This is a genomic window from Brevundimonas sp. UBA7506, from assembly GCF_002479495.1.
In the GTDB taxonomy this organism is placed as follows: Bacteria; Pseudomonadota; Alphaproteobacteria; order Caulobacterales; family Caulobacteraceae; genus Brevundimonas.
This window is the reverse complement of record NZ_DLNQ01000015.1, coordinates 395820-418587: the sequence shown is the minus strand read 5'-3', so window position 1 is coordinate 418587 and position 22768 is coordinate 395820. Positions and strand designations below refer to the sequence as shown.

Here is a 22768-nt window from a genome sequence, read left to right as displayed (position 1 = left end):
ATGGCAGGGCCGTCTTCTCGTTCGAGCCGCCTGTCGCCGCTGCGACGTCGCAAGCGCGCGCGCGAGGGCTCCACGGCGGTCGAATTCGCCATGATCGCCCTGCCCTTCTTTCTCCTGCTTTTCGGCATCCTCGAGATCGGCCTGCTGCTGCTGCTGGACGCCGTTGTGGAGACCGCGGTGTCCGACGCCGGCCGCCTGGTGCGCACTGGCCAGGCCCAGCAGCAGACGCTGACGGCCGAAGACATCAAGCGGAGGCTGTGCGAAAACATGAGCGTCTTCGCCGCCGACTGCCCGACGCGATCCTTCATCGACGTCCAGGTGGTGGATAGTTTCAGCGACCCCATCGCCCCCGACCCCCTGGCCTCAGGCGTGTTCGACCAGAGCAAGCTGGTCTATCAGCCCGGCGGCCCCGGCGACCGCATCCTGGTGCGCATCTGGTACCAGCAACCGATCGCCACCCCCTTCATCGCCCAGGCCCTGTCGAGAACCAGCGACCACAAGGTCTATCTGACGACCTCCCTGGCCTTCCGCAACGAGCCCTATCAATGAGCCCGCGCCTTCGGTCCGGCGCCTTGCTGCGCTTCTGGCGCGATCGCCGCGGCGTCTCGGCCATCGAGTTTGCGCTGATCGCACCGGTCATGCTGGTGATCTACTTCGGCCTGATCGAGATCTGCCAGGGATACATGGCCAATCGTCGCGCCAGCCACACAGCCTCCATCGTGGCCGACCTGGTGGCCCAGGCCGACGAGACCTCGACCAAGGATCTGACCAGCGTCTTCGCCATCGGTGACATGATCATGCGCCCCTTCTCGGCCGCCGACCTGTCCATCCGCGTGTCCAGCGTGACCATGGACGCCAACGGCGTGGCCCGCATCGACTGGAGCCGGGGCAATGACAAAGCCCTGGTCGCCCTTACCAAGAACTCGACGGTGAGCGATCTGCCGCCCGGCCTGATCGAACGCGGCGAAAGCCTGATCCTCGGCGAGACCGAGTTCAAGTACACCTCGGCCTTCGCTCAGGTCATCAAGCATCCGATCGATTTCAAGCGCAGCTACTATCTGCGCCCGCGGACCCAGGACCGGATCGCCTGCACTGACTGCTAGCCGCCGATCAGGGCGTCCCGGAGCGCGCTAATCTTGACCTCGGTCTCCTCGCGCTCGGCGCGAGGGTCGCTATCGGCGACGATGCCGGCGCCTGCCAGGGCGCGGAAACGCCAAGCGTCCGTCTCCCGCTCGAACGACGCGGTGCGGATCAGCACCGAGGCGGTCAGGACGCCATCCCCCGCCAGGCCCAGACCGAACAGGGAGCCGCACCACGGCCCACGCGGCGCCTCGTGTCCCGCGATCACCTTCATGGCCTGATGCTTGGGGGCTCCGGTGATCGAGCCGGGCGGAAAGGTCGCCTCCACCACCTCGGCGACACTCACGCCGGGCCGCGCAGTCGCCGTGACCGTCGAGACCAGGTGGTGCACGGTCGGATGGCTCTCGACCTCGAACAGCCGCTCGACCCGCACGGAACCGGGGACCGTGGCCCGCGCCAGGTCGTTGCGCATCAGGTCGACGATCATCAGATTCTCGGCCCGGTCCTTGGCGCTGGCGACCAGGTCGGCGGCCAGGTCGGCGTCGCGCGCGGGATCGGCGTGACGCGGCCGCGTGCCCTTGATCGGCCGGGTCTCGATCCGGCCTGACGCGGGATCGAAGGTCAGGAACAGTTCCGGCGAGTTGGACACCAGGGCCCGCCTCCCCAGCCGCCAGAAGGCGCCATAGGCCGCGCCCCGCTCGGCCGACAGGCGCACAAAGACATCGAAGGGATCGCGCCCGGCCTCCAGCCGCCCTCCCCAGGCGCGAGCGATATTGGCCTGAAACAGCTCACCCGCCGCGATGCGGCCCACGACGTCGGCCACGGCGGCCTCATAGGCTTCGGGCGACGCCTCGCCGGCAAAGGCGGCGGCCGGTGCTGCCGGAATCGACAGCCCGACTACCTCGGTCCGCCAGCCCGTCGCGCGGCCGGCCTGCGCCTCGGCCTCAACCGCGTCCTCGTCCCGCCCGACCGCCAAGACCTCGCGCGCCGCATGATCAAAGGCCAGCAGGGCCGGATAGCGGGCCAGCATCAGGTCCGGCCAGACTTCGGCCCGCGCCCCCGTCGCCGGCCGCGCCCCCGCGTCATAGCTCATCAGTCCGACTACGCCGCCGCCCGCGAAATCGCGCTCGCGCAGGGCCTCGAACGGCGCTGACTCGCCAACCGCCCCCACGAACACCCGGTCCGGCTCGCAGCCGACGAAGGACCAGCGCCCGCCGTGCGCCGAAGGGTCGCCCGCCCCGGCCAGAAGCGCCAGCGCGCCCTCACGCCGGTTCAGCGCCGCCGCCACGGCCAGAGGCTCGCACCAGTCCAGCCGCGCGATATGGACGACCGGCAGGCTCATGCCGTCAGCCGCGCCCGGATGCGCTCAGCCACGGCCGCGTCCACGCCCAGAGCCTGCTCCAGATAGCCCCCGATCGACCCATGCCGCGCCGTAATCTCGGCGAAGGCGCCGTCCAGATAGTCGGCCTCCACGCCGAGGAAGGCGACCACCGCCCCGTGCGAGGCGGGGCGCCCCGTCATCTCGGTCAGCTTCCTGGCGATGCCCTCGGCCCGGCCTTCCAGATCGACGGCGACATTGGTCAGCAGATAGTCGCTGATGAGGTCGTCGCGCGACACGCCGAGCAAGCTATGGGTCAGGGCCGCCAGCAGGCCGGTGCGGTCCTTGCCCGCCGCGCAATGGATCAGAACCGGCCCCTCGCCCTCCGCCAGGGCGCGGAAGTAGCGGGCGAACAGATCGACGTGCGCCGCCTCGAACGGCAGGCGACGATAGGTGTCGGTCATGAAGGCGCGACCCGAAGCCTCGGTCAGATCGGCGCTCTTGAGGAAGGTGATGTGCGGGGCCTCGCCGCCGTCGTCGTGGATGCTCTCGATCACCCGCCCGGCCCAGCCGGCCGGCCGGCGGGATGGCTGGTCGCGGCGCTCGCTGGGACGGCGCAGATCAACCACGGTGGCGAGGTCCAGCGCCGCCAGCTGCGCCAGATCGGCCTCGGTCGCCCGCGCCTGATGGGCCGAACGATACAGACGACCGCGCACGATATGGGCGTCGCCTACGGCGTAGTCGCCATAGTCGCGGAAGTTGTCGATGGCCTGGAACGGCGAAAGGCGGTCGCTCATGACCGCCTTCCTAGGACTATTCACGCGCCAAGGCTAACGGGCGCCGACCAGACCGGACATGGCGTCCAGATAGGCGACGAAGGCGTCGCGCCCGGCATCGGTCATGGTCGCGCGCGTCAGAGGCTTGCGCCCCTGAAAGGTCTTGGCCACTTCGACGAAGCCCGCCTCCTCCAGCTTGCGAAGGTGCACCGACAGATTGCCGTCCGTGGTCTGCAGGCGGGCCTTCAACTCGTTGAAGTCCGCCGTCCCGACGCCCGACAGATAGGCCATGATCCCCAGACGCACCCGCCCATGGATGACCTCGTCGATGCGGCCGATGTCAAAGGCGTCAACCGTATCTGTCGCCATCAGATCACCTCCGAGGGTTCCTGACGCACCAGCAGGACGCCGGGGACAAGGGCGAACAGGAACAGGCCCGCCGCATAGCCCAGCCACATCAGCGGGCTGCCCGTCAGGAAGGCGATCAGGGGCGCCGCGATCCAGCAACCAATGGCGAGCTTCCACTGCCACTTCTGGTCGCTCATGGTCGCCGACACGGCCCAGCCCGAGCCGTAGAGGGCGAAGATGAGCGATGGGAAGATCAGCGAGGGAATCGCGCTCTGCGTCTTCCAGCCGATGACGGCCATCGACAGGGACATGACGAAGACGCCCAACCCCACGCCCATCCAGCCGGCGCCCGAGGCGCGATTGGCCGCCGACTGGGCGCCGGGCTTGCGATCGGTCTGACGGATCTGCCAGATCAGGACCGCGAAGAAGGCCACCATGGCTCCGCCCCACAGGACAGCGTAGGTGACGGGCGGCACGGCGAGAATTCTGCTGTCGATGCCATAGGCCACGACCGAGGCCAGGCCGAAGATCAGACCCGCCGAAATCAGAATTCGACCACCCAGAAGCGGCGTCTGACGCCCTTCCTGGGCCAGGGCCTTCATATAGGCGATGTCGTCGTGGACGGACTGCACTTGATCGCGGGTCATGGCGTTTCTCCCTGCCTGTTGAACGGATAGTGCGACAAGAACTTTGTGTTGTAAAGTTCTTTTTCTAAGACGGGGCGCGCGACGCATGGCAGGCCTTGGCCATGCGCGTCGCCTTTCATCACATCGCCTATCAGCCCCTGTCCGTTTGCAACGCCCTGTCGATCGACCGGCTGGAAGCAACCGTGCGTCGAGCCGGGCTCAAACCCGGCGCGGCGGTCATGGACATCGGCTGCGCCTATGGCGAGGTGTCGATACATCTGGCCCGCGCCATGGACGCGCGCGTCACGGCCGTCGAACTGGATCCTGTCATGGCCGAAGGCGCAGAGGCACGGGTCCAGGCGGCGGGACTGTCCGAGCGGATCAACGTGCGGCGCGAGACCTCTGCGGCGGCGCTGGCCGCCCTGCCCCCGTTCGATCTGATCGTCGCCATCGGCTCGACCGAACCGGCGGGCAAGGGCGTGCGCGAACCCGCCGCCGTCTTCGCCGCCCTGAGCCGGCATCTGACGCCGGGCGGCGCCCTGTTGTGGGGCGACCTGTTCTGGAAGGAGGAGCCGCCCGCGCCCTTGCGCCAGCTGGTCGAAACCGGCGGCTACTACGTCAGCCACGAGGCCTGGCAGGCCGCCGCGCGCGAGGCGGGCCTCGAGGTCGTTTCGGCCGAGATCAGCGGCGAGGCCGAATGGGCGACCTATCGCACGGGCATGGAGACGGCGATCGCCGACTGGCTGGACGCCTGCCCCGACCACGCCGACGCCCCGTCGGTGGCGGCCACGGCGCATCGCATCAAGATGATGCTGGACTTCGGCGCCGACTACCTCGGCTTCGGCCTCTACCTGTTCAAGAAGGGCTAACGCACATCATCTCTCCCTCCCCTTCATGGGGAGGGTGGCTGACGCGAAGCGGCAGACGGGTGGGGGCGCGCGCCGCGCCCGTATCGCCACGCCCTCCCCACCCGGTCGCTGACGCGACCACCCTCCCCATGAAGGGGAGGGAGAAAGCGCGCCCTTCTCTTCTTACCGGAACGGCGGCTCATCAAACGCGCGCAGCTTGCGCGAGTGCAGCTTGGCGCCCTCGGCCCGCAGCAGGTCCACCGCCTGGATGCCGATCTGCAGGTGCTCCGAGATCGAGCCTTCGTAGAAACGGTTGGCCTGCCCCGGCAGCTTGATCTCGCCGTGCAGCGGCTTGTCCGAGACGCACAGCAGGGTCCCGTAGGGCACTCGGAAGCGATAGCCCTGGGCGGCGATGGTGGCCGATTCCATGTCGATGGCGACGGCGCGGCTCTGGTTGAAGCGCAGGGCCGACTTGGAATAGCGCAGCTCCCAGTTGCGGTCGTCGGTGGTGACGACGGTGCCGGTGCGCAGGCGCTTCTTGACCTCTTCGCCCGGCGCGCCCGAGACCAGCTTGGTCGCGTCATAGAGGGCGCGCTGCACCTCGGCGATGTTCGGCACCGGAATGTCGGCGGGCAGGACCGCGTCCAGCACGTGGTCGTCGCGCAGATAGGCGTGGGCCAGGACGTAGTCGCCGATGGTCTGGCTGGCGCGCAGACCGCCGCAGTGGCCGATCATCATCCAGGCGTGCGGACGGGTGACGGCCAGATGGTCGCAGATGGTCTTGGCGTTCGACGGCCCCACCCCGATGTTGACCAGGGTGATGCCCTGACCGTCGGCCCGCGTCAGGTGATAGGCGGGCATCTGATGGCGGCGCCAGGCCGCGTCCATGATGGCGCGTTCCGGGTCGGGGGTCTCGCGGTCGATGACGACGCCGCCGGCGCACGACAGGGTCTGATAGACGCTGGTCGGATCGGCCAGTTGAGCGCAGGCCCAGCGCACGAACTCATCGACGTAGCGGTGATAGTTGGTGAACAGGACATAGGACTGCACGTCCTCGACCGGCGTGCCGGTGTAGTGACGCAGACGGGCCAGCGAGAAGTCGGTGCGCAGGCCGTCGAACTGGGCCAGGGGGAAGTCCTCGCCCGGCGCGAACAGGCCGTCCGAGATCTCGTCGCCGATGTGGGCCAGGTCGGTGGTCGGGAACCAGCGGGCGATAGCCGCCGTCATGGTGCTGTCCAGCGCCACGCCCGAGCCGTCCAGCACATAAGGGAAGGGGATTTCCTGATCCGAAGGCTCGACCGTGATGGTGACGCCGAACTCGGTCGTCAGCAGGGTCAATTGCTCCAGCAGATAGTCGCGGTACAGGTCGGGGCGGGTGACGGTGGTCGTGTAGACGCCGGGCCGCGACAGGCGGGCGAAGGCCCGCATCTCGAGATCATGGGGGCGGTCGCCGAACCAGCTGACGGTCAGTCGCGGATAGGCGAACAGGCCGGCGGCCCGCGCTTCGGGATCGGCGCGCTCGCCGGTCTCGAGGAAGCGCTTCACTGCGGTGCGCAGGTTGGCGACGGATTGATTGTAGAGGGTTTCGAGGCGGTCCAGCGCCGCCTGGGGGGTCATCTTGTCTGTCATGACTTCCTCTAGCGGAAAACCGTGACCATGGCGAGATGGGGGAAACACAAGGACACGACTGTTGACCGGACGGCGCGGAAGGCGTTCCGCTGTCACCCAGGAGGAACCCATGTCCAGACGCCTGATTTCAGCCGCCATCGCCCTGCTGACGCTGAGCGCCACGCCCGCCATCGCCGAGGTGAAGGCGGCGACGCCCGGCGGATTCGAAGTCGGCGGGTCGGTGACGATCAGCGCCCCGCCCGCCCGCGTCTGGGCCGTGCTGAGCACGCCCGACGCCTGGTGGAGCCGCGACCATCGCTGGTTCAGTCACTCGGTCCTGTCCCTGGACCTGGCGCCCGGCGGCTGCTGGTGCGAGAAGGCTGCGGACGGCCGGACCTCGCGCCATCTGGAGACGGCCCTGGTCGAGCCGGGCTCCAGGCTGGTGCTGCGCGGGGGGCTGGGACCGCTTCAGGGTCAGGGCGCGACCGGCGGCCTGACCTTCGCCCTCAAGGCCGAGGGCGAAGACAGCGTCCTGACCTGGTCCTATATAGTGGGCGGTTATACGCCCGGCGGGCTTGAAGCTTGGGCCGCCCCGGTTGACGGTGTCCTGTCGGCGCAACTGGTCAATCTGAAGACCCGCGCCGAGTCCGGCGACTAGATCAGTTCGCGGCGGAAGAAGGCCGCTGCGGCCTGCGTCAAACCAGCGTCGTCCGACCGGACGAGGCTCTGCACCTGGCCGCCGACCGCTTCGATCCGGCGCGCCAGCATGACCGAGGCCGGGTCCCGGCCGCCCAGCCAGAGCGGCGGGCCGCCGGACCGGACATAGGCCTCGGGCCGCGTCGCGGTCAGGTCCCGCGCCGAAGCCGCCGGCCGGTCCATCGCCCCCGCCGCCCGGATCAGATCGGGTCGTCCCCGCGCGGCCATGTAGCGTCGGTCAAGGGCGAGCATCAGGGCGACGTCCGCGCTCGCCCCCAGACCCAGCACGCCCAATCGCGCGGCGTCGCCTCCGAACGTCTGCGCCCGCGCGGCGACCCACGCAGCCGCCAGGCCCGCATCTGCGACCACGGCTCGCGATGGCGTCCCCGCCATCCGCAAGCCCGCCAGCACCACAACGAAACCGCCCCTCATCAGTCGAAGCGCCGCCACGCGCGCGCCGCCGAACACCACCAAAACCGGCAGCCCCTGCGCGCCGCGCGGCGCATGGACCTCGATCGTCTGATGCGGATCCTCGCCATAGCGCAGGCGACTGTTCCGACTTGCGGCCGTCGCGCCAAACGGCGCGACCAGCAGACCGCCGAGCAGGGAGACGAACAGGCCTCTGCGGGTCATGGCGCTCCGACGATCAGGAAAACTCGCCCTTTTAGGCAGGAAGCGAGACGTTTGCTCAATCCCAAGCGGTCGCCTTCGGGTCGAATGTCACGTTTCACTCATCGATTTGTCGTAAAATATTTACATTGAAAAAATTGAGCGCATAATTCGCTCTGAAGTCGGAGCGAATTCCGGCCAAGGGAGGATATCGCATGCGCCTGATCGCCGTCGCCGTCTCGACCCTGCTGCTCGCGGGAGCCGCGCCTGTTCTGGCCCAGTCACCCGAACAGAGTCCGCGGAGCCAGAGGCCGCAGCCGACGCGCGTCTCGGCCGTCCAGCCGCAGCGCGTGGTGTTGATCTGCGAGACCGACGCCGCCACCCGCACCGCCTTCACCCGGCAGTATGGCGCCGAGCCGGTCTTCATGACCGCGCGCGAAGCCGTCGAGGCCAAGGCCGCGGGTCAGGGCTGGACCACCCCGCGCTGCATGACCGAGCGCGAGCATGGCCGTTACGTCCAGCTGACCCAGGCCTACGCCGCCCACTGACCCACCAGTCCAAAACGACAAAGGGCGCGGCCGTCGCTGGCCGCGCCCTTCTCTTTGGTCGAATGTCCGGCCCCACTTGGCCAGATGCTTGTCCAGCCAGCCGAAGACCTCGTTGTGCCACTGCAGGCTGTTGGCCGGCTTCAGCACCCAGTGGTTCTCGTTGGGGAAGAAGACGAGCCGGCTGTCGATGCCGCGACGTTGCAGGGCGGTGAAGGTCGACAACCCTTGCGCCGTCGGGATGCGGTAGTCGAGGTCGCCCTGGACCACCAGCATCGGCGTCTTCCAGTTCTGCACGTGGTTGGCCGGGTTGAACTTCTGATAGCCCTCCGGGTTCTCCCACGGCGTGCCGCCGTATTCCCACTCGGTGAACCACAGCTCCTCGGTCGAATAGCCCATGCCGAAGGTGTCGAAGACCCCGTCATGGTTGACCAGGCACTTGAACGCATCGGACCAGTTGCCGGCGATCCAGTTGATCATATAGCCGCCATAGGAAGCGCCCAGCGCGCAGGCGTTGTTCCCGTCCAGGAAGCCGTACTTGGCCTGAGCCGCCGCCCAGCCTTTCTGCAGGTCTTCCAGCGGGCGGTCGCCCCAGTGCTGGCTGATCGCGTCGGTGAACTCCTGGCCGTAGCCGGTCGAACCGTGGAAATCGATCATCACCACCGCATAGCCGGCGCCCGCATAGGTCTCGGGGTTCCAGCGGTAGGACCAGCTATTGCCGAACGAGCCCTGCGGCCCGCCATGGATCAGGAAGGCGACCGGATACTTCTGACCTTCGACATAGTCAGCCGGCTTGATGACGAAGCCGTGCACCGTCTCGTCGTTCCAGCCGGGGAAGCTGAACTGCTCGAACTGGCCGAAGGCCTTGTTGGCCAGCTGCGGGTTCACATTGGTCAGGCGACGCGGCATCTCGCGGCCACGCCAGGTCTTGAAATAGAGGTCGCTGGGCGAGGTCAGGGTGTCGACCGCCATGACGAAGCCCGATGGCGTCTGGCCGAAGGCCGAGACATGACCTTCGCCGGTCAGGGGCATGACGGAGCCGTTGCGCGCATCAATGGCGAACAGGCGGGTCTGACCGACGTCGCCGGCGGTCGTGTAGAGGGTCTTGCCGTCCTTGGACCATTGCAGGCCGTCGGCCGAGCGATCCCAGTTGGCCGCGATCTGGCGCGTCTGGCCGGTAGCCACGTCACGCAGGAAGATCGAGAACTTGTCGGCCTCGAAACCCGGACGGGCCATGGCGCGATAGGCCAGGGTCTGGCCGTCCGGCGAGAAGACCGGGCCGGTGTCCCAGGCGGGGTTGCTCTCAGTCAGATTGGTCAGTTGGCCCGGGGCAGAAACCGCAACGCTGTAGAGGTCGAAGTTCGTGCTCCACGGCTCGCTGTTCCCGGCCTTGCGGGCCGAGAAGACCAGCGATTGCCCGTCCGGGGCGAAGACGAACTCGCTCTCGTCGCCGAAGGGCTTGGAGGGGGTGTCGCCGTCAAAGCCCTTGGTGACCCAGACCGGGTCGCCGCCGGCCTTGCCGTCAGCGCCGATGGTCTGGACGAAGAGGTGGTTCTGGGTGTGGTCGCTCCAGGTGTCCCAGTGGCGCACGAACATCCGGTCATAGACCTGACCCGTCGATTTCACTTCGGCGGCGGCCTTGGCGCGCTCGACCGAGGCGTTCAGATCGGGCGCTTCAGGATAGACGGCCAGGGAGACGGCCAACGCGTCGCCGGCGCCATTGACGCGATAGGCGTTGACGTCGGTCGGCAGGCTCGTGACTTGCGTGGCCGTCGCGCCCTTGTCGGCCGAGACCCAGACCTGACTCGAGCCCGAGCGGCCGGACAGGAAGTAGAGCTTGCCGTCAGCGCCCCAGCGCGCGGTGTTGGCGCCGCCTTCGGAAATGGCCAGCTTCTGCGCCTCGCCCTCGCCCTTCAGGCTCAGGATGTAGAGGGCGCTGGAGCGGCGGTTGGCCGCCACGTCGGTCTGGGTCAGGGCATAGACCACCCACTCGCCGTCCGGCGACACCTGCGGATCGCCCAGCCGGTTGGCCGAGATCATGTCTTGATAGGTGAAGGCGTTCGACGCCGCCGGCGCCGAGACTGCGGCGGGCGCGGGCGCCTCGGCCAGGGCCGGCAGGGCCGAGGCCGTCAGCAGGGCGACGGCGCTGAGGCCAGACAGAAGATGGGGCAGGCGGCGCATGGACGCTCCTCAAGCGGATTTCGATCTGCCCGAAGGCCTATACCCCCATGCGCCGCCCGCAAAGTCCCGTTTTAGTTCTGCCCCTCCGCCGTCCAGCGCGCGGTCCAGTCCAGGATCTCCTGCTGCCAGTCGACCCAGGTCCGGGGCTTCAGCACCCAGTGGTTCTCGTCCGGCACGTGGACGAAGCGGCTGGGAATGCCCTCGCGCTGCAGGGCCGAGAAGGTGGCCAGACCCTGCTCCATCGGCACGCGGAAGTCCTTGGATCCGTGCAGCACCAGCATGGGCTTTCTCCAGTCCGCGACATAGGTCTCGGGGTTGAAGGCGTCGTACAGGTCCTTGCGCGTCCAGCTGGGGCCGCCGAACTCGTGGATGAAGTTGCCGATGTCCATGGCGTTCATCAGCTGAGGCACGTCGAACACCCCGGCGTGGTTGACCAGGCAGCGCCACGGCCCGTTCCACTTGCCCGCGATGGTGTTGACCATATAGCCGCCGTAGGAGGCGCCGAGCGCGCAGGCCCGGTCGCCGTCGATCCACGGATTGGCCGACAGCGCGGCCTGCCAGCCCTTCTGCAGGTCCTCCAGCGGGCGGTCGCCCCAGTGATCGTTGATGGCGTCGGTGAAGGCCTGGCCATAGCCCGGCGAGCCGTGGAAGTTGACCATCACCACCGCATAGCCGGCCGCCGTATAGACCTGCGGATTCCAGCGATAGGACCAGCTCTCGGTCCACGGCGACTTGGGCCCGCCGTGGATCAGATAAACCGCCGGATACTGGCGGCCCTCGACATAGCCAGCCGGTTTGAACACCCAGCCGTGCGCCGTCTCGTTGTTCCAGCCAGCGAAGCTGAGAGGCTCGGCCTCCGGCAGGTCCAGGCGCACCAGAACCTCGGCGTTGTGCCGGGTCGCCTGACGCGCCGCGCCGCCGTTCTTCGCCACAAAGACCTGGGTCGGGGCGGTGAAACTGTCATGGGCGTAGGCCACGACGCCTGCCGCCTCGTCGAAGGCGTTGACCGCGCCGTCGCCGGTCAGGGCCTTCACCGCACCGGTGCGGGCGTCGATCTCGAACAGGCGGTTCTGACCTTCATCCGCGGCGGTGACGTAGAGGGCGCGACCGTCCGAGCGCCAGGTCAGGCCCGACGGCCCGCGATCCCAGCGGGTCAGTTGCCGGGCGTTGTCGCCGCTGGCGTCGGCGATCATGACCACGGCCTGATCCCCCCCGACGTTCTCGCGCGGCGAGGCCAGCCAGGCCAGGCGACGACCGTCCGGCGAGAAGGCCGGATTGCCGTCCGCGCCCTTGTTGCCCTCGGTCAGGTTGACCGGGGCGCCGCGGTCCAGCGACACGCGGTAGAGGTCGCTGTTGTTGGTGAACGGCTCGCCCGCGCCCTGCTTCTGGGTGCTGTAGATCAGGGTCTTGCCATCGCGCGACAGGGTGAAGTCGCCGTCGCCCGCCGCCACGTCGGCGTCCAGACCCGGCATCAGGTCACGCGCCTCGCCGCCGGCCAGGCCAGAGCCGTTCAGCGGCTGGCTGAACAGGTGGGTGCGACGCCCGTCGGCCCAGCGGTCGAACACCCGCAGCGGCAGGCGGTCATAGGCCTGAAGCCCGCTCTTGGCCCGCTCGGCCAGCCGGTCCTTGACGCATTGCAAGGTGGCGCAGTCGGTGAAGACCGAGACCGCCAGGATCAGCGAACGCCCGTCTTCGGCGATGCGGAAGCCCGAGACCTCGATCGGCAGGGTCGTCACCTGGGTCGCCGCCATGCCCTCACGATCGGCGCGCCAGACCTGGTTCGATCCGCCGCGCGAGGACAGGAAATAGATGGCCTGACCGTCCGGCGCCCAGCGCGCGCCCGAGACGCCGCCCTCGGAAATCGCCAGCTTGCGCGGCGGCGCCGCCCCATCGGCCTCGGCCAGCCACAGGGCGTTGACGCCCTTGTTGCCGTCCCAGTCGGTGGTGCGCACAGCGTAGAGGATGCGGCGACCATCGGGCGAGACGCGCGGATCGCTGACCCGCTCCATCATCGCCAGCTCCTTGACCCCGAGCCCAGCGCGGGCGGCGGGTGCCTCGGCGGCAGGCGCAGCAGCGGTCTGGACCGCTTCACTCAGGGCGATGGCGGGCGAAGCCGCCGTCATCAAGGCGCCGAAAGCGGCGGCCAGCATCCAGCGTGATTGCATCTTCTAACCCATCCCTGAAACAGCGTCGCAGGATTGATAGGCCGTCGAATCCCGCGCGCCAAGCCGCTTGCCGCCGCCGCCGGGAGCGGCGACAAGCAGGGTCATGAGTCCCGCCTCGCCCCATATCGTCGACGTGCTGATCGCCGAGCGCGCGCCGCGCCTGACGCGTTCCGCCGCCTGGCCGCTGGTTCGCCCCGCCCTCTATGGGTTGCTCGACTACGCCAAGGCCCGGCGCATGGCCGACGCCATTGGCCCGATGGCCGGGCGCGAGGCCCTGGACTATGTCTCCAACCTGCTGGAACTGACGGTCGAGACGCAGAACCTGAACCGTCTGCCCGCCACGGGCCGCTGCCTGGTCATCTGCAACCACCCGACCGGCATCGCCGACGGCCTGGCCGTGCACGACGCCCTGCGCACCGTGCGCGACGATCTGATCTATTTCGCCAACGCCGACGCGCTTCGCGTCTCGCCCCGCCTGTCAGAAACCGTCGTCCCGGTCGAATGGGTCACGGCCAAGCGCACCCGCGAAAAGACCCGCGCCACCCTGCTGTCGGCGAAAAAAGCCTTCGAGGCCGAGCGTTGCGTCGTCATGTTCCCCGCCGGCCGTCTGGCCCGTGTGGACGAGCAAGGCCGCCTGACCGACCCCGAATGGGCCACGACCGCCGCCTCGCTGGCGCGCAAATACGAGGCCCCCGTGGTCCCCATCCATGTCGCCGGGCCGTCCAGCCGCCTCTTCCACCTGTTCGACCGTTTCTCCCAGGAACTGCGCGACATCACCCTCTTCCATGAGCTGCTGAACAAGCAGGGCCGCGCGTTCGACCTCAGCGTCGGCCATCCCATTCCGTCCGAACGCCTGGACGTGGACGCCGCCAGGGTCACCGAGGCGCTGAAGACCTTTGTCGAGCGCACCCTGGCCGCCGACCCCGACGCGGTGTTCGCATGACGACCTTTGAACTGATCGACGCCGAGGCCACGACCCGCCTTGGTGAAGCCATCGCCCCCCTGCTGGAGCCCGGCGAGGCCGTCCTGCTCTACGGCCCGCTGGGCATGGGCAAGTCGACCTTGGCGCGCGGCCTGATCCGCGCCCTGACCTCGCCCGACGAGGACGTGCCGTCGCCGACCTTCACCCTGGTCCAGTTCTACGAGAGCGATCCGCCCGTCGCCCATTTCGACCTTTACCGTCTCAGCCGCCCCGAAGAAGCCTTTGAGATCGGGTTGGACGAGGCTCTGGACGAAGGCTGCGCCCTGATCGAATGGCCAGAGCGTCTGGGCGAGTACCCAGGCCGGATGCTCGGCCCTGACCGGCTGAGCATCACCATCGCCGAAGACGGCGAAGGCCGGCTTGCGACCGTTTCTGGCGCAGGGTCGTGGGAAGCGAAACTGAAGGAAGTCCATGTCTGACCGCGAAGCCCTCCGTCTCGATTTTCTGCGCTCGGCCGGCCTGGCCGAAGCCGCCCGCGCGCCCCTGCCCGGCGACGCCTCGACGCGTCGCTATGAGCGCCTGACCACGGCCTCGGGCGCCAGCCTGATGCTGATGGATCAGGCCCCCGCCGCCGAGAGCCAGCCCTGCGATCCATCGTGGACGCCGGAACAGCGCCACGCCCACGGCTGGAACGCCGTCGCCCGCCTGTCCGCCGGTCGCATCGAGGCCTTCGCCGCCGTAGCCGCCCACCTCAAATCCCTCGGCCTATCCGCCCCCGAGATCGTCGCCGTCGACGCCCCGAACGGCCTGGCCGTGATCGAGGATTTCGGCGACGCCCTGTTCGCCAAGGTCATCAACGAGGGCGCCGAGGAAGCCCCGCTGTACCGCGCCGCCGTCGAGGCCCTGGCCGTCCTGCACGCCGCCCCGACGCCCGACGTTTTGACCGGCACCGCTGGCGACTGGCCCCTGCTGACCTATGACCAGCCGGCGCTGCAGGGCGGGGCCGACCTCTTCGTCGAATGGCTGCCGAAGCTGATCCCGTCGCTGGCCTTCGATGACGACGCCGTCGCCGAATGGCGCGCCGTCTGGGCCCCGATCACGAAGGCGGGCGAGGCGGGCGCCGCCGTCATGGCCCACCGCGACTATCACGCCGAAAACCTGATCCGACTGGACGGCCGGACCGGCGCCGCCTCGGTCGGCCTGATCGACTTCCAGGACGCGGTGAAGGCCCACCCGTCGTGGGACCTCCACTCCCTGTTGCAGGACGCCCGCCGCAACGTCTCGCCCGACTTGGAGGCCCTGGCGCTCGACCACTACTTCACCCTGCGGCCCGAGACCGACCGCGAGGCCTTCATGGCGGCCTACAAGGGTCTGGCCGCCCTGAACGAGGCGCGGATTCTGGGTATCTTCGCCCGCCTGATCGCCCGAGACGCCAAGCCCAAATACGCCGCCTTCATGCCCCGCATGTGGGCCCACCTGAACGCCAACCTGAAGGCGCCCGGCCTCGAAGCCGTCGCCGCCTGGATGTACCGCCACGTGCCGGAGGATGTGCGTCGATGATCTTGAGACCCTCCGTCATCCCGGCCGCAGCGCAGCGAAGAGCCGGGACCCAGGCCTCGGCTTCGGGCATCCGACGCCTGGGTTCCGGATCGTCCCTTCGGGCCGTCCGGAATGACGGACATGGAGACGCCGCATGACCGCTCCCCATAATGCCCCCAAGACTGCGATGGTCCTCGCCGCCGGGCTCGGCACGCGGATGCGCCCCCTGACCAACGACCGGCCCAAGGCCCTGGTCGAGGTCGGCGGCCGTGCCCTGATCGACCACGTCCTCGACCGGCTGGCCGAGGCGAGCGTGGAAAAGGCCGTCGTCAACGTCCACTGGTTCGCCGACCGGCTGGAAAGCCATCTAGCCGCCCGCACACATCCAGCAGTCGTCATCTCCGACGAACGCGCCGAACTGCTGGAAACCGGCGGCGGCCTGAAGAAGGCGCGGCCCCTGCTCGGCGACGCCCCCGTCTTCGTCGCCAATATCGACAGCGTCTGGATCGACCGGGGCGACGCCCTTGCAGACCTGATCCGCCTGTGGGACCCCGAACGCATGGACGCCGCCCTGCTGCTGGCCAAACGCGACGGCGCCATCGGCTTCGAGGGCGGCGGCGATTTCTTCCTGGCCGACGACGGCCGTCTGACCTTCCGGGGCGAGGCCGCCTCCGCTCCCTTCGCCTATATGGGCGTCCACATCACCCGCCCCGACTACGCCGACCAAGGCCCCGACGGTCCCTTCTCGCTCAGCCCCCTGTGGCGCGCTTCCGCCGCCAAGGGCCGCCTGTTCGGCTGCGTGCTGGACGGCGACTGGATGCACGTCGGCGACCCTCAGGCTCGCGACGAAGCCGAGGCGCGACTGAAGGACGAGGGCTGACCGTGTCGGGGGGCCGCTTCGATCCGTTCGCCGGAACCGGGCCGCGCTGGCGCGCCGTGCCCGCCTGGCGGCCCTTCCTCGAAGACCTCGCCGCCGGGGTGCTCGACTGGCTGGGCGATCAGACGCCCGAGACCCTGACTGACGCCACCATCCTGCTGCCCAACCGCCGCGCCGCCCGCGCCTTCTCCTCGGCGCTGGGCAAGCTGGCCGGCGACCGCCCCGTCCTCCTGCCTCAGGTCCGCCCGCTCGGCGATCTGGAAGAGGACGAGCCCCCCTTCGCCCCCGGCGAACTGGGTCTGGACCTGCCCCCCGCCATCGCCCCCCTGACGCGCCGTTTCGAGATGACGCGGATGATCGTCGAGGAGTTCGAGCCAGGGATGAAACCCCTGCGCGCGCTGGAAATGGCCGACGCTCTGGGCGGCTTCCTCGATTCCTGCCAGCTGGAGGAGGTCCCGGACCTGTCGCGCATCGCCGAGCTGGCCGAACAGGATCTGGCCGCTCACTGGCAGGACAGCGCCCGCTTCCTCGGCCTCGCCGTCGAGGCCTGGCCGAAACGACTGGAGGCGCTCGGCCTCGTCGATTCCGCCTGGCGCCGCGCCACCCTGCTGCGCCGTCTGGCCGAGGCCTGGGACGCGCGCCCGCCGCAACAGCCCGTCATCGCCGCCGGCTCGACCGGCACCGTCCCCGCCGCCGCCGACGTCCTGGCCGCCGTGGCCCGCGCGCCCCAGGGCGTCGTAGTCCTGCCCGGCCTCGACCTCGATCTGGCCGACGGCGTCTGGGACCGCATTGACGACCAGCACCCGCAGGCCGCGCTGAAGGCCCTGCTGACCCGCGCCGACATCTCGCGCGATCAGGTCCGCCCCTGGTTCAAACCCGCTGTCGAGCCCCGCATCGAGGCGCGCGGTCTGGCCCGCCAGCGCCTGATCAACGAGGCCCTGCGCCCCGCCGAGGCCACCGACGACTGGCGCGCCGAGATCGCCCGCCTGCGCGCCGACGCCGCCGAGGCGGGCCAAGCCGCCGACCCCATCGCCGAAGGACTGAAGGGCCTGTCCGCGCTCGCAGTCCGCGCCGAGGAAGAGGCCGCCACCGCCATCGCCTTGCTGATGCGCGAGACGCTGGAAACCCCCGGCCAGACCTGCGCCCTCGTCACCCCCGATCTGGACCTGTCGCGCCGGGTCGAAGCCCGGCTGGCGCGCTGGAACATCATCCCCGACGCCTCGACCGGCGCCCCCCTGTCGCGGATGAGCGCCGGCGTCCTGGTCGACCTCTGCGCCCGCTTCATCGAGACCCCGCTCAAGCCCCAGACCCTTCTGGGCCTGATCAAGCACCCGCTGACCCGGCTCGACCTCGGCGGGTCCTCCTTGCCCGACGTCGCCTCGGCGCTGGAGGAGCACGCCCTGCGCGGCCCGCGTCCGTGCGACTGGGCCGAGGTGCAAAAGCGCCTGCTCAAGGCCGCCGAACCCGGTCGCGGCGGCCAATCCCTGCCCGAGTGGAAAGCCGCCCGCCTGTCCGGCGCCCGCGCCCTGGCCGCCCGGCTGGAAGCCCTCGCCGCCGAGGCCTTGGCCACCTTCGCACCCACCGCCGCCCCCGACGCCGCCGCCCGCGCCCTGACCGCCCTGATCGAGGCCCTGGCGGGTCAGAACGCCTGGGCCGGACCGGACGGCGAGGCCGCCGCCTCGCTGCTGTCGGCCCTGATCGACGGCGGCGGGTCGCTGGGAGAGGTCAGCCGCGCCGACTTCGCCGCCCTGGTGGCCGGTCTGCTGGGCGAGGAGACCGTCCGCACCGGCGGCGCCACCCACCCGCGCCTGCGCATTCTGGGGGCCATTGAGGCCCGCCTGACCCGCGCCGATCGCATGATCCTGGCCGGGCTGGAGGAAGGCGTCTGGCCTCGCCCCGCCCCGGTCGATCCCTTCCTGTCGCGCCCGATGCGGAAGACCCTCGGCCTGCCCACGCCCGAGCGGCGTCTGGGCCAGACGGCCCAGGACTTCGTTCAGGCCGCCTGCGCCGACGAGGCCATCCTGATCCACTGCGAGCGGCGCGGCGGCCAGCCCGCCGTGCGCTCGCGCTGGCTGTGGCGCCTCGAGATGCTGACGCGCGGCGCCGACGCCCCGGCCACCCCGGTCGCCATCCCCGCCCCCGCCGGTCTGGCCGAATGGACCCGCGCCCTGGACGCCCCGCCGCCCGGCGCCGCCCGCTTCGCACCGCGTCCCATGCCGAAGCCCCCGGTCGAGCGCCGCCCGCGCAGCCTCTATGTCACCCGCATCGAGCGCTGGGTGCGCGACCCCTACGCCATCTACGCCCAGTGGGTGCTGGGCCTGAACATCATGGACCGGCCGGGCGCCTCGGCCGAGGCGATGGCGCGCGGCAATGCGGTGCACAAGGCCATCGAGCGCATGACCCTGATGTGGCCCCATGTCCTGCCCGACGACTGCGAGGCGCAGATCGAACAGCTGCTGATCGAGGAGCTGACCGCCCACGGCTTCGAGGACGCCGCCATGGCCCGCGAGACGCCGCTGGCGCGCAACTGCGCCCGCTGGCTAGCCGGGTTCGAGGCCGAACGCCGGGCGCGCAGCGTCACCCTGCTGATCGAGCAACAGGGGACCATGACCTTTGACGCCCCCGCCGGCCCCTTCACCATGAAGGCCTATGCCGACCGCATCGAGGTGGGCGCAAGCGGGGCCGCCATCATGGACTTCAAGACCGGCGGCGTGCCGTCGGGCAAACAGGTCAAGGCGGGCTTTGCGCCCCAGCTGACCCTGACCGCCGCCATCCTCGCCGACGGCGGCTTCAAGGACACCAATGGTCCCGTGCCCGCCGACGAGCTGACCTATGTCCGCGTCGTCGGGCGCAAGAAGGCGGGCGAGGTGGCGGTGCGCGCCTCCGGCCCCGAAGCGGCGGCGCTGGGCGAAGCCGCGCTGGAGGGACTGAAGAAGCGCGTGGCCCGCTTCGATCACCCGGACACCCCCTATGTCTCCTGGGCCGCGCCCCAGTTCATGGGCAACTACGGCAGCAACTACGACCATCTGGCCCGCGTCTGGGAATGGCACGTCGTCGGCGGCGAAGAAGGCGACAGCGAATGAACATCGCCACTCCGCAGATGCGTCCTGATCCGCAGATCCGCGCCGCCGATCCGGCCCTGTCGGTCTTCGTCACGGCCAACGCCGGCTCGGGCAAGACCACCACCCTAGTCAGCCGCGTGGCCCGCCTGCTGCTGGGCGGGGCCGGGGCCTCGGCCATCCTCTGCGTCACCTACACCAAGGCCGCCGCCGCCGAGATGCAGGCCCGCCTGTTCGAGACCCTGGGCAAATGGGCGGTCATGGACGACGCCGCCCTGTCCGCCGAACTGGCCAAACTGGACGCCAGCGATCCCGCCGGACTCAACCCGGCCCGCCTGTCAGAGGCGCGCCGCCTGTTCGCCCGGGCGCTGGAGACGCCGGGCGGGCTGAAGATCCAGACCATCCACGCCTTCTGCGAAAAGCTGCTGCGCCGTTTCCCTATCGAGGCGGGCGTCTCGCCGCGCTTCACCGTGCTGGAAAACGAAGCCGCCATCGCCCTCAGCCACGCCGCGCGCGAGGAACTGGCCCGCGCCGCCCTGCGCGACCCCGACGGCCCGGTCGGTCAGGCCTACAGCCATTTCGCCGTCGAGCTGGACTGGGGCAGGTTCGAGAGCCTGCTGGCCATGATCGAGGCCAGACGCGCCGACCTGACCGACTATGTCGCCCGCGTCGGCTACGGCTCGGCCCCCGGCCCCCACGCCCTGACCGGCGCCGATCCCGAACAGACGCCCGACGAGATCGAAGGCGACTTCATCCGCTGGCTGGACCGGGGCGAGGTCCGCCGCATGGCCGAGTTGATGGCGACCGGCGGCAAGACCGACAAGGACCGCGCCGCCGAGCTGATCCACGCCCTGGATCATGAGTGGAGCTTCCACGGCCTCGGCGTCGTCTTCCTCACGGGGACCGGATCGCCGCGCAAGTCGATGGCCACCAAACAGGCCCCGCCCGACGCGGGCGGCTGGCTGACCGACCTGCAAGCCAAATATCTGGCCACGCTGGACGTGGTGCGCGCCGCCAAGGTCGCCACCGACACCATCAAGCTGCTGACCTTGGCCGTGGCCCACGCCGCCTTCTACGAGGCCGCCAAGGCCGAGCGCGGAGCGCTGGACTTCTCCGATCTGGTGGCGAAAACCGTCGACCTGCTGACCGAACGCTCGACCGCCGCCTGGGTCCTGTACAAGTTGGACGGCGGCATCGACCACGTCCTGATCGACGAGGCTCAGGACACGGCGCCCGAGCAATGGGCCATCATGCGCGCCCTGACCGGCGAGTTCTTCTCGGGCGAGGAAACCGACCGCACCGTCTTCGCCGTCGGCGACGAGAAGCAGTCGATCTACTCCTTCCAGGGCGCCCGGCCCGAGCGGCTGCGACAGGAGTCGCAAGTCTACGACGAACTGATCCGGGCCTCCGGCTCCGCCTTCGAGGGCGTGCCGCTGGAGACCTCCTACCGCTCGACCGAGGACGTCCTGGCCTTTGTCGATCACGCCTTCAATGATCCCGAACGCACCCGCGCCCTGGTCGGCGAGGCCGGCGACATCCCCCGCCACCTGCCCGCCCGCGTCGGCCAGCGCGGCAGCGTTGACCTGTGGCCCCTGTTCATGGACGAGGCCCCGCCCGAGCGCGACGCCTGGGACGATCCGGTCGATCAGGAAGGCGTCGCCGGCGCCCGCAAACGCATGGCCGCCGCCCTGGCCCAGGAGATCAGGCGTCAGGTCGAAACCGGCGCGACCGTCTATGACCGCAACACGCGCCAGCCGCGCGCCAGCGGCTACGGCGACTTCCTCATCCTGGTGCGCCGCCGCGACGCCACCTTCGAAGAGATCATCCGCGCCCTGAAGAGCGCGGGCGTCCCCGTCGCTGGGGCCGACCGGCTGAAACTGTCGAGCCATATCGTCTTCGACGACCTCAAGGCGCTCGCCCGCTTCGCCCTCTTCCCCGGCGACGACCTGTCGCTGGCCGAGGTGCTGCGCAGCCCCTTCTGCGACGTGGACGAGGCCTCGCTCTATGATCTGGCCGGGCGCGAGAAGCGTCAGGGCCTGTGGCGCGAACTGAAGCAACGCGCCGACGAACGCCCCGAATGGCGCCGCGCGCTGGAGCTGTGCCTGAGCGCCCGCGCTGCGCGCGACAGCGCCCCCTTCACCTTCTTCTCCGCCCTGCTGAACCGCGTGGACGACACCGGCGTCTCTGGCCGCGCCCGCGTGCTGACGCGGTTGGGCCGCGAGGCCGAGGAAGCCATCGACGAGACCCTCAACCAGGTCCTGGCCGCCGAGAACCGGGGCGGGGTTGATCTGGAGACCTGTCTCGCCCTGCTGGAAGCCGCCGACGTCGAGGTGAAGCGCGAACTGGAAGGGCCGCGCGGCGAGGTCCGCGTCATGACCGTCCACGGCGCCAAGGGGCTGGAGGCGCCCGTCGTCATCCTGCCCGACACCACCATGAAGGCGAAGGCCCAGGGGCCGAGCCTGATGCCCGTCGCGCTCGACGCCATCGGCATGGGCGACGGCGAGGCCTGGCTGATGTGCCCTGGCTCGTCCAAGGAGGACTGCGCCGCTTCCGAGGCCGCCCGCGCCGCGCGCGAGGCCCGCGTCAGCGACGAATCCCTGCGCCTACTCTACGTCGCCCTGACCCGCGCCCGCGACCGCGTCATCGTCATGGGGCGCGGCTCCAAACGCTCGCCCGAACCGGGCGACTGGTGGTCGGTCATCGAGGAGACCTTCAACCGTCTCGGCGACGAGGTGCGGACGCTGGACAACAACGTCCGCCGCTACGGCGTCGATCTCGACGTCCTGCCCGCAGTGACCGCCGCGACCGAGGCCCGCCCGGAAGCCCCCGACTGGGCGCGCCAGACGCCCGCCCGCGACGCCGCCGCCCGCTTCGCCTCGCCGTCGCAGATGCAGGAGCAGAAACGCATTCCCGCGCCGTCGCCGCTGGCGCGCGGCGAAGGTCCCGGCGCCGGTCTGGGCCGGTTCCGGCGCGGCGACCTGATCCACCGCCTGCTGGAACGCCTGCCCGACATCGCCCCGTCCGACCGGCCCGACGCCGCCGTGCGGATGCTGGCGCGTGAACGCGACCTGTCGGACGATCAGCGCGCTGAGATGATCGGGGCGGCTTTCGCCGTGCTGGACGACGCCCGCTTCGCGCCGGTCTTCGGCGCCGGCTCGCGCGCCGAGGTGGCTGTGACCGGCTCCTCGCCCGACCTGCCGTCCGGCGTCTCCATCTCGGGCCGCATCGACCGCCTGGTGGTCACGCCTGAACGGGTGCTGATCGTGGATTTCAAGTCCAACCGCCCGGCCCCGGATCACGTCGAGGACGCCGACCCGGCCTATGTCCTGCAGATGGCGGTCTATACGGCGGTGCTGCGTCGCCTTTATCACGACCGCGCGGTCGAGGCCGCCCTGGTCTGGACGGATGGGCCGAAGCTGATGGTCGTGCCGCAGGACCTGATGGACGCGGCGCTTTCAAATGCGCGTTGATTTGTGCGCAAATCGCTCCCACATCTGCCGGGAACGCCGAGCCTTCCATTCGGCGCGCCGCTAAACGCGCTCAAACAGCGAGGCCTCGCAGGCCGAGCGAT

18 protein-coding genes are annotated in these 22768 nt (G+C 69.7%); 10 read left to right on the top strand and 8 right to left on the bottom strand.

All coding sequences use genetic code 11. The features are described 5' to 3' along the window. Together B3K53_RS14580 and B3K53_RS14575 are read left to right on the top strand one after the other, a co-directional pair. Complete coding sequence (locus B3K53_RS14580; RefSeq protein WP_292085238.1) at positions 1–549, top strand: TadE/TadG family type IV pilus assembly protein; 549 nt, start codon at positions 1–3, stop codon at positions 547–549. Further along, positions 546–1103: a TadE/TadG family type IV pilus assembly protein gene (locus B3K53_RS14575; protein WP_292085236.1), complete on the top strand. Its 558-nt coding sequence runs from the start codon at positions 546–548 to the stop codon at positions 1101–1103. The genes B3K53_RS14580 and B3K53_RS14575 overlap by 4 nt, the downstream gene beginning before the upstream one ends. On the opposite strand, the gene B3K53_RS14570 is transcribed toward B3K53_RS14575, so the two are convergent. From B3K53_RS14570 to B3K53_RS14555, 4 genes are read right to left on the bottom strand one after another with little or no spacing between them, the layout of a single operon-like run. After that, entirely contained in the window at positions 1100–2422 is a 1323-nt protein-coding gene (locus tag B3K53_RS14570) for an anthranilate synthase component I family protein (RefSeq protein WP_292085235.1), read from the bottom strand. The genes B3K53_RS14575 and B3K53_RS14570 overlap by 4 nt on opposite strands. Continuing rightward, positions 2419–3195, bottom strand: a complete 777-nt coding sequence (locus B3K53_RS14565; RefSeq protein ID WP_292085234.1) for a tyrosine-protein phosphatase — start codon at positions 3193–3195, stop codon at positions 2419–2421. Before B3K53_RS14565 ends, B3K53_RS14570 begins: the two co-directional genes overlap by 4 nt. Before the next feature lie 33 nt (positions 3196–3228). Continuing rightward, positions 3229–3543, bottom strand: coding sequence for a winged helix-turn-helix domain-containing protein (locus B3K53_RS14560; protein ID WP_292085233.1), 315 nt, complete (start codon positions 3541–3543; stop codon positions 3229–3231). Further along, positions 3543–4169 (bottom strand): hypothetical protein, encoded by a 627-nt coding sequence (locus B3K53_RS14555; RefSeq protein ID WP_292085232.1) that lies wholly within the window; start codon positions 4167–4169, stop codon positions 3543–3545. The genes B3K53_RS14560 and B3K53_RS14555 overlap by 1 nt, the downstream gene beginning before the upstream one ends. 101 nt (positions 4170–4270) lie before the next feature. Here B3K53_RS14555 and B3K53_RS14550 point away from each other — a divergent pair, with 101 nt between their 5' ends. Continuing rightward, positions 4271–5017, top strand: a complete 747-nt coding sequence (locus B3K53_RS14550; RefSeq protein WP_292085231.1) for an SAM-dependent methyltransferase — start codon at positions 4271–4273, stop codon at positions 5015–5017. 162 nt (positions 5018–5179) lie between these two features. Here the strand turns inward: B3K53_RS14550 and B3K53_RS14545 are convergent, their stop codons facing one another. Further along, positions 5180–6625, bottom strand: a complete 1446-nt coding sequence (locus tag B3K53_RS14545) for an AMP nucleosidase (RefSeq protein ID WP_292085230.1) — start codon at positions 6623–6625, stop codon at positions 5180–5182. A 109-nt stretch (positions 6626–6734) separates the two neighbouring features. Between B3K53_RS14545 and B3K53_RS14540 the strand changes: the two genes are divergently transcribed. Then, positions 6735–7262 carry an SRPBCC family protein gene (locus B3K53_RS14540; RefSeq protein WP_292085229.1) on the top strand — a complete coding sequence of 176 codons (528 nt, stop codon included), beginning with the start codon at positions 6735–6737 and terminating at the stop codon, positions 7260–7262. Here B3K53_RS14540 and B3K53_RS14535 read toward each other — a convergent pair. The 3 genes from B3K53_RS14535 to B3K53_RS14525 all read right to left on the bottom strand — a co-directional run bounded on the left by B3K53_RS14535 (position 7259) and on the right by B3K53_RS14525 (position 12800). Beyond that, the gene (locus B3K53_RS14535; protein WP_292085228.1) at positions 7259–7933 is read right to left on the bottom strand and encodes a hypothetical protein; all 675 of its coding nucleotides are present in this window, start codon (positions 7931–7933) and stop codon (positions 7259–7261) included. The two genes, B3K53_RS14540 and B3K53_RS14535, sit on opposite strands and share 4 nt — an antisense overlap. A 257-nt stretch (positions 7934–8190) precedes the next feature. Next, positions 8191–10635, bottom strand: a complete 2445-nt coding sequence (locus B3K53_RS14530) for an alpha/beta hydrolase family protein (protein WP_292085226.1) — start codon at positions 10633–10635, stop codon at positions 8191–8193. A gap of 71 nt (positions 10636–10706) precedes the next feature. Beyond that, positions 10707–12800, bottom strand: a complete 2094-nt coding sequence (locus B3K53_RS14525; RefSeq protein WP_292085225.1) for an alpha/beta hydrolase family protein — start codon at positions 12798–12800, stop codon at positions 10707–10709. 103 nt (positions 12801–12903) lie between these two features. On the opposite strand from B3K53_RS14525, the gene B3K53_RS14520 reads away from it, so the two are divergent. The 6 genes from B3K53_RS14520 to addA all read left to right on the top strand — a co-directional run bounded on the left by B3K53_RS14520 (position 12904) and on the right by addA (position 22667). Next, positions 12904–13743 (top strand): GNAT family N-acetyltransferase, encoded by an 840-nt coding sequence (locus B3K53_RS14520; protein WP_292085224.1) that lies wholly within the window; start codon positions 12904–12906, stop codon positions 13741–13743. Then, positions 13740–14201, top strand: a complete 462-nt coding sequence (tsaE, locus tag B3K53_RS14515; RefSeq protein ID WP_292085223.1) for a tRNA (adenosine(37)-N6)-threonylcarbamoyltransferase complex ATPase subunit type 1 TsaE — start codon at positions 13740–13742, stop codon at positions 14199–14201. The genes B3K53_RS14520 and tsaE overlap by 4 nt, the downstream gene beginning before the upstream one ends. Beyond that, positions 14194–15282, top strand: coding sequence for an N-acetylmuramate/N-acetylglucosamine kinase AmgK (gene amgK, locus B3K53_RS14510; RefSeq protein WP_292085221.1), 1089 nt, complete (start codon positions 14194–14196; stop codon positions 15280–15282). The genes tsaE and amgK overlap by 8 nt, the downstream gene beginning before the upstream one ends. 166 nt (positions 15283–15448) lie before the next feature. Continuing rightward, positions 15449–16141, top strand: a complete 693-nt coding sequence (gene murU / locus B3K53_RS14505) for an N-acetylmuramate alpha-1-phosphate uridylyltransferase MurU (protein ID WP_292085680.1) — start codon at positions 15449–15451, stop codon at positions 16139–16141. A gap of 2 nt (positions 16142–16143) precedes the next feature. Further along, positions 16144–19221: a double-strand break repair protein AddB gene (gene addB / locus B3K53_RS14500; protein WP_292085220.1), complete on the top strand. Its 3078-nt coding sequence runs from the start codon at positions 16144–16146 to the stop codon at positions 19219–19221. Next, positions 19218–22667 (top strand): double-strand break repair helicase AddA, encoded by a 3450-nt coding sequence (gene addA, locus B3K53_RS14495; protein ID WP_292085219.1) that lies wholly within the window; start codon positions 19218–19220, stop codon positions 22665–22667. Before addB ends, addA begins: the two co-directional genes overlap by 4 nt. Positions 22668–22768 lie beyond the last annotated feature (101 nt).